The following is an 8,241-nucleotide window of genomic DNA, read 5'->3' on the forward strand; positions in this document are numbered from 1 at the left end:
GTCAAGAGCGCGTCAGGGCGGGCCGAACCACCCGCCGCATGCTCGTCGCGTGCTCTTCGGCCATCGGCACCCACGAACACCCGCCGACATTTTCAGACATTTTAAATGCGACAAAACTCAACAGAGTGATACAATTGAATCCGTTGAAACATAGCCCGGTATTAGGGCTGCTGACTTTTAATCCGTAGGTTCCGGGTTCGAGCCCCGGGCGCCCTACAACCCTCCATGCCATCGGACCTGGGAGTTCTCGATTTTCGGGGACCTTCGGCGAGGCCGAGAAACGCGAGTGGATGCTCGCTGGCTCCGCACCAGCACGGTTCACCCACACAGGTCGCCGCGGCGCTTCGACTGCTTCACGACCTGCCGGTTCCATCGAGCGTGGACCTCGACAGGATGGACCCGTTCGTACGGCTCGAGGGCTTCTGACAGGTCGGCGGGCCGCCCTCCGGGGCGGCCCGCTCGCCTACTGCGGGGCCTTGAGCGGCAGCGCGGGCTCCACGCCGACCTTCGGCAGCCGGGCCTCGATCGAGGCCCGGCTGCGCCCGAAGTGCTCCATCAGCCCGGTGATGCTGGCGCCGGGCGCGGCCGCCAGCTCCTTCAGCCGCTGGTCGTCTTCGTCGGTCCACGGCTGGTGGGAGTTGCGGTGCTGCTGACGGCGCTCTTCCACCGTGGCGCCCGTGCGCGGCATCTTGCCGAGCGCGGCCGCGCCGGAGGTCAGCAGCTGCACGACCAGCGCCAGGTCCGCCTTCGGCAGTGTGCCGCGCAGCTCGGCGATCTGCTCGCCGTTGGCGTCGCTGCCGGTCACCTCCACCTGGTGGCCGCCGTCGACGGCCGTCACGTGCAGGTCATAGGTGCGCTCGCCCTGGCTCACCTGAAGGTGGAGCTGGGATAGGGACACGAGCCTCTCCTGTCTTTTGGGGGGTTAGTCAAAGACGCGTTCGACGACGGCTTCCAGTTCGGCCTGACCCGCGCGGAAGTAGCGGGCGGTGGTGTCGAGCTTGGCGTGCCCGAGCAGCGCCTGTACCTGGGCGGGGTCGGCTCCCTCCTGACGGAGCCGGGTGGCGTAGGTATGGCGCAGATCGTGCGGGCGCACGCCCTTCAGTCCCGCCTCCTCCCCCGCGGCGAGCACCACCTGGGTGATGCCGGAGACGGTCAGCGGCCCCCGCTGTCCCATCCACAGTGGGCCCGGGTCCGAGCCGCGCTCCAGTAGCCAGGCCGACAGGCGTTCGCGCGCCGGCGCGGGCACGGGCACGTTGCGCACCTGGTCGCCCTTGCCGTGCAGCCGTACCGACCCGGTCCGCGCGGTGAGCGCGAGGTCCTCCAGATCCAGCACGCTCTCCTCCGCGCGGGCGCCGGTGTACAGCAACAGGTAGATGATCGCCGCGTCGCGTACACCGCGGCGTACGGCGGCGCGCTCAAGCGCGCCCTGCTGCTGGCGGGTCAGCGCGTCAGGTTCCCCGGGCCGGGGCACCGTTGCCGATTTGACCTTGATGCGCAGTTGGGCCGCGTGCTCGTACATCAGTGTCACTGCGGCGCGGGCCTGGTTGACGGTGCTCGGGCTGTCCTTGCGCACCTTGAGCAGGTGGCGCCGCCATGCGGTCACCGCGGCCTCGGCGCCGACGACGTCGTCGAAGGCGTCGGGGTGCGCGGCGGCATGCTCGGCCAGCCAGGCGACGTAGGCGGCGCACTGCCGGCGGTAGGCCTTCACAGTGTGCGGGCTGAGCTTGCACCTGTCGAGGTAGCGCTCGATCGCCGCCAGAGCTCGCTCCGCCACCGCGGTGACAGTCGACCGCTCGGTGCTCTGCTCGTGCAGCGCGATGATGCGAGCGCTCATCCGAAGCACACCCTTCCTCTTATCCGCTGAGCTGCGCCCTGTGTTCCGCGCAGGCGCGAACCCCATTATTCACTGAGCCGACCAAGATTCTCAACGGATAAGGAACATTATCCACTGGGATTCTGTGAGGTGTCTTCTCGCGCGTGACCGGAGGAGCACCGTGCATTCGCCGACCACACCACCGAACCGACCCTCCAGAGCGGGGAGCTTGAGCAACAACGGAACGGCCATGGCGGTAGAGGGTGCATTCGGAGTTGGTGAACACTCCAACTTCTCAACACGTTTTCCGGCACCGGTCGGGCGGTCCGCCATCCGCGCAGTGTCGGTTCCTGAAGTCCTCTGCACTGATTCCCGAGGTCGTCTTCAAACTGACTGATCTGAATGCTGTTTGCTCATCGAGCTTCGCGGTACGCCGTCGCCGACGCCCTCCGCGACGTCCCCCAGACGGAGCCGACGACCCCGCCCGCCCTTTGACACCCGACCAATCCCGCCCCGGCCTCCGGGCCCACTTGATTTTCAGGACGCGGGTTTCCGGGAGCCCTGGTCGCTTCGGTGTCCTGTCGGTTCCTGTAGGGCGATCGCCGCGTCGTTGTCGGAGACGTCGTCCGCAGTAATCCGTTTGTGTATCACCACAGCCCGCTGTCAGTATGAGGGCTCATGCGTCACCCTCTTGACACGCCGGACTGGCCGATTTCCACTGAGCGGCTGCTGTTGCGCCGGGCTGCCCCCGACGACCTAGACGCGACCTGGGCCTTCCGGCAGCTGCCGGAGACTCACGAATGGGTCGCGGCCGCCACAGAGACCTACGACGACTACCGTGAGCGTTTCCTCCGCGAGGAGCGGCTCGTAGACCTGCTCATCGTCGAACTGGACGGCCGGGTGATCGGCGACCTGACACTGAAGGTCCAGGACGGTTGGGCCCAGGAAGAGGTCGCTGACCAGGCGGAAAGCGTCCAAGGAGAGCTCGGGTGGACGCTCGATCCCTCCTACGGCGGCAAGGGCTACGCCACCGAAGCGGTACGCGCCCTCATCGACATCTCCTTCAAGAGTCTTGGCCTGCGCCGCCTGCACGCGGACTGCTTCTACGACAACGAATCCTCGTGGCGGCTGATGGAGCGGGTCGGGATGCGCCGCGAACAGCACATGGTGAGAGACTCACTCCACCGCACCAAGGGATGGCTCGACGGTCTCTCATACGCGCTCCTGGCCGAGGAATGGCCCGCTCACGAGTGATTACGGCGGAGACGCTGGGGAGCCCTCGCCGGGACGAAGATCACGCTGTCACTCATACACGCGGCCGCTCTCCTACCGGCGCTGCGGCTGGAACCCAAGGACGCCACCGCGCCGGCACGGCTCAGTGCGTGGGGTGAAGCGCGGTGAAGGACATCCGGCCCGCCCGTCGTCGTTGGTGTCCGGGGGGTGAGCCAACGCTATGCGTGGGCACTGACAATCTGCGGGCGCCGGCGGGCCGTCTCAGAAACGCTCGTTCCGCGACCGGCCGCGGTGTCAATCGCTGAGGTAGCGGTGCAGGGAGGTCTTGGGGATGCCGGTCTTGGCGGCGATGACGCCGAGGGGGCGGGTACTGAGAATCGATCGATTTACAACACCCCTCGGTTCGGGACTTCGTCATGTCTGAGGAGGGTCATGTCTGGCCTCTCCGCTAAACAAGATCCCGACTAATCGACTCGGCAGTATGTGATATCGCGGATCGCTGCCTCATCCTTCGGCCTACCACGCAGGGCCTTATCAACCTGCCGCGAGTAGGGGTGCCGGTGAGGTCGCCGCCTTCCACTTGGCCAAGCTGCTGGCCAAAGTGGGCCGCGTGGGGGAGCTACGCGAGCGGGCCGAGACTGGTCATAATTACGCCGCCGATCAATGAGCGAGGCGATGGTGCGAGCAGGCCGGGTAGAGGAGGCCGAAAGGCTCCGTCGGTACGGGCTCGAGGTCGACTGACCAGGCGGTAAGCCCATCGCGTGATGGCCCATACGTCCTGGCGGGAGAAGCGTGATGGCCCATACGTCCTGGCGGGAGAAGGGGTCTTCAATGCCTGCAGCGCGGCCGCGATGACGTCTTGCTCAGCCTGCGCTACATGGAGCCTGGCCACCGTCGGGACCTCATCGACCTGGTCGACGAGCCGCCTGGGCCGGCTCTGGATCAAAGTCTGTGAAGCAGTGCCGGGGCGCCCCGCCGCCCTGCTCGCTGATCCGAGAGAATGACGCTAGGACGCCAGCAGGTCGAGGACGAAGCCGTACAGGAAGATGAAGAACGCCAGCCAACGCAGCGGGTGCGCGGGCCGCTCGCGGTCGAGAAGTTGTGCCAGCGACTCCGCCACCACGCGTTGCGGAAGATAGAGCGCGTGTAACCAGCGCCCGTAGAGCTTGCCTTCCCCGAGCGAGAGCCCGACTGTTCCGGCTATTGCGATGGCGGCCAGGGTGAGGGTGTACCAGTCGCCCGGGTCCAGCGCGAAGCGGATCCCCAACACCAGGGCACCAAAGAGCAGCACGGCGGGCCCCACCGCCTTGCCTGCCAGCGCACGACGCTGGCGAGCCTTCTCCACCTGCATGCGCTCGGAATCGGACAGCTGGTCCGTCACCACTTTCCATGCCATGGCTTCCAGTTGGCGTTCATGTTCGGGCGCGATGGGCTTACCGGCGATCTCGCCTTTGAACCAGGCATGGAGTACGTGGTAGTCGAGGTCGCTGAGGGGCAGGTGGTCGGGCACGTGGGTTGCCGGCGGGTCGACGAGTTCGGGATCTCCGGTCGTCGTGTGCTGATGGCCCAGGGCGTACGCACCCAGCATCACCCGCCGGGTCACCACATGGTTCGTCAGCCAGTCGGCCGCGCGCAGGTATGCAGACACGCCTGTCCGGCGGTCGATCTTGGGATCGATGCCGCGCTGCCGTAGCCCAGCACGCGCGCCGATCGCGCGCAGCCGGTTGGGGTCAGCCAGGTCGATCAGTACGACGAGTGCCGCGATGAACTGCAACACCTTGCCGACTCTCCCCCACCAGGCCATCGTGGTGAATCCCAGCTGGAGCTCTTCGGTACTTTCGCCAGTGACCCACTGCTCGACCACCTCGGGCAGCCCGTTGAGCAGTGCCAAGACGATGCTCGCCAGTCCTACGCCTGAGTACACCAGCCGACGCCGCCACTTACGGGCGGGAGCCCTCAGTCGCCGTCCCCACACGGACCAGAGCCAGAAGGCGAGCACCATGGCAGCCGCTGCCACCACGCTCCAAGCCAAGCGGCGGCTCTCCAGGGTCGTCAGCGTCAGAAGGCCGATAGCGACCACGAGAGCGATGGTTCCTCGCACGATCACAGAAAAGCGCGCCGAGAGCGCGCCGTCCACTGATTCGCTGGCCCCGGAGGAAGCGAAGAACGACCGGGAGGACTCGACGCGTGTTCTCCGAAAGCTGTTGTGCGACAAGTAACTGGGGTCTGGCGCTGATCTTGTTGCGGTGCCGGTCAGGTTCGCGCCGCTTCCGCATCGAGGTGTGCGGGTTGGCAACGCCGGTTCGCGCGCATAAATGAGGAGTTTGAGTTACTGCGGCCGACCCGCGTGTACGGTTGGCGGAGCCCGCCCAGCACTGGCCCCACCTCGGCAAGACACAGGGGCGAGCCACCGATGATCGCCGAACTCGGACCCGCCAAACGCCTCGCCGCCGGAGGGTGCATGGGTCTCCGACCCGGCTAGAAATAACGCCTGCGCTCAGGATCGCAGCGGCGGCGGCGCCAGGACAAGACTTGATCTTCTTTGCAGCTCGGGTCATCCTTGCAGCTCAATTCCGCTACCCACTACCCGTTGTCCGGCTGCCGGGCTGCCCGTCAGCCGACACCTCGCCATGCGCCAAGGAGCCTGATGCCGATCCCCGGCCCCACCGAACGCCTCGCCTTCCGCGAGATGACCGCCGACGATCTCGACGACATGGCCGCCATGCTCGGCGACCCCGAAGTCATGCGCTACTACCCCGCGCCCAAGACTAGGGAGGAGGCCGGGAGCTGGATCGAGTGGAACCAGCGCCTCTACCGTGAGTACGGCCACGGCCTATGGCTGCTCACCCTTCGCGACACCGGCGAGTTCGCCGGGAACTGCGGCCTCACGCCTCAGAAGGTCGGCAACGACATTCACATCGAGGTCGGCTACCAGCTTCCCGCCCGCCTCCACGGTCAGGGGCTCGCGACCGAGGCCGCGACGGCCTGCCGTGACTTCGCTCGCGACGTCCTCGGCCTCGATCAGCTCATCGCGATCATCAACCCGAACAACGTGCCCTCCCAACGCGTCGCCGAAAAGATCGACCTCACCTTCGAGCGGATGGCCGACGTCCACGGCCGGCAGTGCCGGATCTACGCAGGACCGATCGGATAACAGCGTCTGACGCTGATATCGTAGCGCTCAGATGATCAAGACTCGTTGGCGGAGTAGGTCGAGGTTGGCGCGGCCGTACATACTTCTCTTGATCATTTTCAGCCGGTTTACGGCGCCCTCAGTGGGGCCGTTGCTCCACGGCAGGCTGAGTCCGGCGGTGACGGCGGCCTGATCACGGGTGAGGCCGGTCGCGAAGCTGCGGAGGGCGGGCAGGCCGTCGGCCTGGACGGCTTCGATCCAAGCCGGCAGCCTTGTAGTGCGTCAAAACTCGCATGTACGGTCTGAGCTGAGGTTTCTCCGCCTGGCCTATGAGGCTCGGCGGTACTCGTTGATCGCGCCACCGAGCACTTTGCGGCGTTCGATCCGGCCTTCCATCGGCACCACCACCTGTTCGCCTTGATCAGGTGGTCGTTGCCATCGCGCCTGGTGAGGCCGGTGGCCGTTGTAGTGACCGACATACTCGTCCAGTACCGCGCGCAAGTGACGTTCACCGTAGATCAGCATGCGATCGCTACATTCGGCGCGCACCGTACGGATCCACCGCTCGGCAAAGCAATTCGCCCGAGGTGTCCGCGGCGGCGTCCTCAGCACCGCGATGCCCGCGGCGGCAAAGATCTCATCGAAGACGCCAGTGAACTTGGCATCCCGATCGCGGATGAGGAATCGGAACAACGCTGCTTGCTCACCGAGGTCGAACAGGAGATTGCGGGCTTGCTGAGCGGTCCAGGCGCCGGTCGGGTGGCAGGTCACACCCAAGACGTGTACGCGCCGCGTACGAACTTCCATCACGAACAACACGTACAAGCGTTTCAGAAAGATCGTGTCAACATGGAAGAAATCGCAGGCCAGGAGCCCTTTGGCCTGCGATCGTAAGAAGATCCGCCAGGAGGTGTCGAGATGCCGGGGCGCCGGCCCGAAACGGCGCGACCGCAGGATGCGCCGCACGGTCGCCTCGCTCACCTGGACGCCAAGCCGTACCAACTCCACGTGCACCCGCCGATGGCCCCATCCGGGGTTCTCCCGCGCAAGGCGAATAATCAGATCATGAACCTCTCGGCTCGTTCCCGGACGCCCGGGCCGATACGGGTAGGTCCACGTCCGCCGCAGCAGACGACGATGCCACGCCGGCAACGTCGCCGGGGTGACCAGCCGATGAGCACGCAGCACCGCCGGCAACCACCGGGCCAGCGCCGCGAGAACGGCCCGATCGACCCAGTCCGGCTTCGGCCCGTCCCACCTGACACCGCAGCACCGCCACCTCATGACGCAACACCATGATCTCCGCGTCCTTCGACGCTTGGCTGCGGCCCAGCAACATGAGCCAGCCGAACACCCGGAGCGTGATCAGATAGAGCAGGCGGACAAGCACAAGACGCGATCTTGTCTGCGGGTACGGACCCAGTCAACCCCCAGGTCAGAGCCGACGTGGCTGTATTTTGACGCGGTACAGGGTCGTCCACCATGTCTTTGACCTGCACGGATGAATAATCGGCACCCGCAACCGAAGGGATCGTGCTGTCCACGCCGACCGCCCGCTACCGGCTGTTGCGCGACACTTCTTGCCTCGACAACAAGAAGGATCATCGAGCCACGAGCTCTCTCAAGTCTCCTGTGCCCGGCGGAACCTCAAACCCCGATCAAGTTCGATGAGCCAGAACGCCGCGGCCCCTCGCCAACAAGGGCTCCTTCGACGACATCAAGCCCGGCCTGGACTTCTTCGCCGCGCTGAAGAAGGCCGGCAACTTCAACCCGGTCGAGTCATCCCCGGCGACCATCCAGAAGGGCGAGACGCCGATCAGCATCAACTGGGACCGTACGGGCCGGGCGCCGCTCGACGAGACTGTCACGTTCGTCGTTCCTCACCGCAAGGGGCATGGCCTGGTTCTGGGACGCGTACATCCCGGGCGATGGAGCACAGCGCGAAGAGATCACCGCGTCACCGCTGCGCGCTTCCCTCGAGGAACTCGAGGGCCTCCCGCCGGCGCTGGTCATCGTCGACCAGAACGACGTCCTCAGGGACGAGGGCGAGGCTTACGCCGCC

The 8,241-nt window shown here is 66.0% G+C and carries 9 protein-coding genes and 1 pseudogene; 4 read left to right on the forward strand and 6 right to left on the reverse strand.

Features of this window, described 5'->3' with window-relative positions; translation table 11 throughout:
- Positions 1-188, forward strand: a 188-nt coding sequence (locus tag AC3EO4_RS55095) for a hypothetical protein (protein ID WP_431904762.1), incomplete at its 5' end; no start/stop codon positions are given.
- Positions 189-463: 275 nt separating this feature from the next.
- On the opposite strand, the gene AC3EO4_RS55100 is transcribed toward AC3EO4_RS55095, so the two are convergent.
- Both AC3EO4_RS55100 and AC3EO4_RS55105 read right to left on the reverse strand, forming a co-directional pair.
- Positions 464-898: a hypothetical protein gene (locus tag AC3EO4_RS55100; RefSeq protein WP_379582001.1), complete on the reverse strand. Its 435-nt coding sequence runs from the start codon at positions 896-898 to the stop codon at positions 464-466.
- 24 nt (positions 899-922) lie between these two features.
- Positions 923-1,834: a tyrosine-type recombinase/integrase gene (locus AC3EO4_RS55105; protein WP_379581999.1), complete on the reverse strand. Its 912-nt coding sequence runs from the start codon at positions 1,832-1,834 to the stop codon at positions 923-925.
- A 657-nt stretch (positions 1,835-2,491) separates the two neighbouring features.
- Here AC3EO4_RS55105 and AC3EO4_RS55110 point away from each other — a divergent pair.
- Positions 2,492-3,067, forward strand: coding sequence for a GNAT family N-acetyltransferase (locus AC3EO4_RS55110; protein ID WP_431904767.1), 576 nt, complete (start codon positions 2,492-2,494; stop codon positions 3,065-3,067).
- Between the two features lie 985 nt (positions 3,068-4,052).
- Here AC3EO4_RS55110 and AC3EO4_RS55115 read toward each other — a convergent pair.
- Positions 4,053-5,126 (reverse strand): hypothetical protein, encoded by a 1,074-nt coding sequence (locus AC3EO4_RS55115; RefSeq protein WP_431904770.1) that lies wholly within the window; start codon positions 5,124-5,126, stop codon positions 4,053-4,055.
- A 567-nt stretch (positions 5,127-5,693) separates the two neighbouring features.
- On the opposite strand from AC3EO4_RS55115, the gene AC3EO4_RS55120 reads away from it, so the two are divergent.
- Complete coding sequence (locus AC3EO4_RS55120) at positions 5,694-6,200, forward strand: GNAT family N-acetyltransferase (RefSeq protein ID WP_379581994.1); 507 nt, start codon at positions 5,694-5,696, stop codon at positions 6,198-6,200.
- A 27-nt stretch (positions 6,201-6,227) separates the two neighbouring features.
- Here the strand turns inward: AC3EO4_RS55120 and AC3EO4_RS55125 are convergent.
- The 3 genes and pseudogenes from AC3EO4_RS55125 to AC3EO4_RS55135 form a co-directional block, all read right to left on the reverse strand.
- Positions 6,228-6,455 (reverse strand): annotated as a pseudogene (locus tag AC3EO4_RS55125) (transposase); the annotation flags it as partial.
- Positions 6,456-6,506: 51 nt separating this feature from the next.
- Positions 6,507-7,463 carry an integrase core domain-containing protein gene (locus AC3EO4_RS55130; protein WP_431904772.1) on the reverse strand — a complete coding sequence of 319 codons (957 nt, stop codon included), beginning with the start codon at positions 7,461-7,463 and terminating at the stop codon, positions 6,507-6,509.
- Between the two features lie 374 nt (positions 7,464-7,837).
- Positions 7,838-8,002, reverse strand: coding sequence for a hypothetical protein (locus AC3EO4_RS55135; protein ID WP_431904775.1), 165 nt, complete (start codon positions 8,000-8,002; stop codon positions 7,838-7,840).
- A gap of 38 nt (positions 8,003-8,040) precedes the next feature.
- Between AC3EO4_RS55135 and AC3EO4_RS55140 the strand changes: the two genes are divergently transcribed.
- The coding region (locus AC3EO4_RS55140; RefSeq protein WP_431904778.1) for an alpha/beta hydrolase fold domain-containing protein at positions 8,041-8,241 on the forward strand (201 nt) is incomplete at its 3' end.

The organism is Nonomuraea sp. bgisy101 (assembly GCF_057708945.1).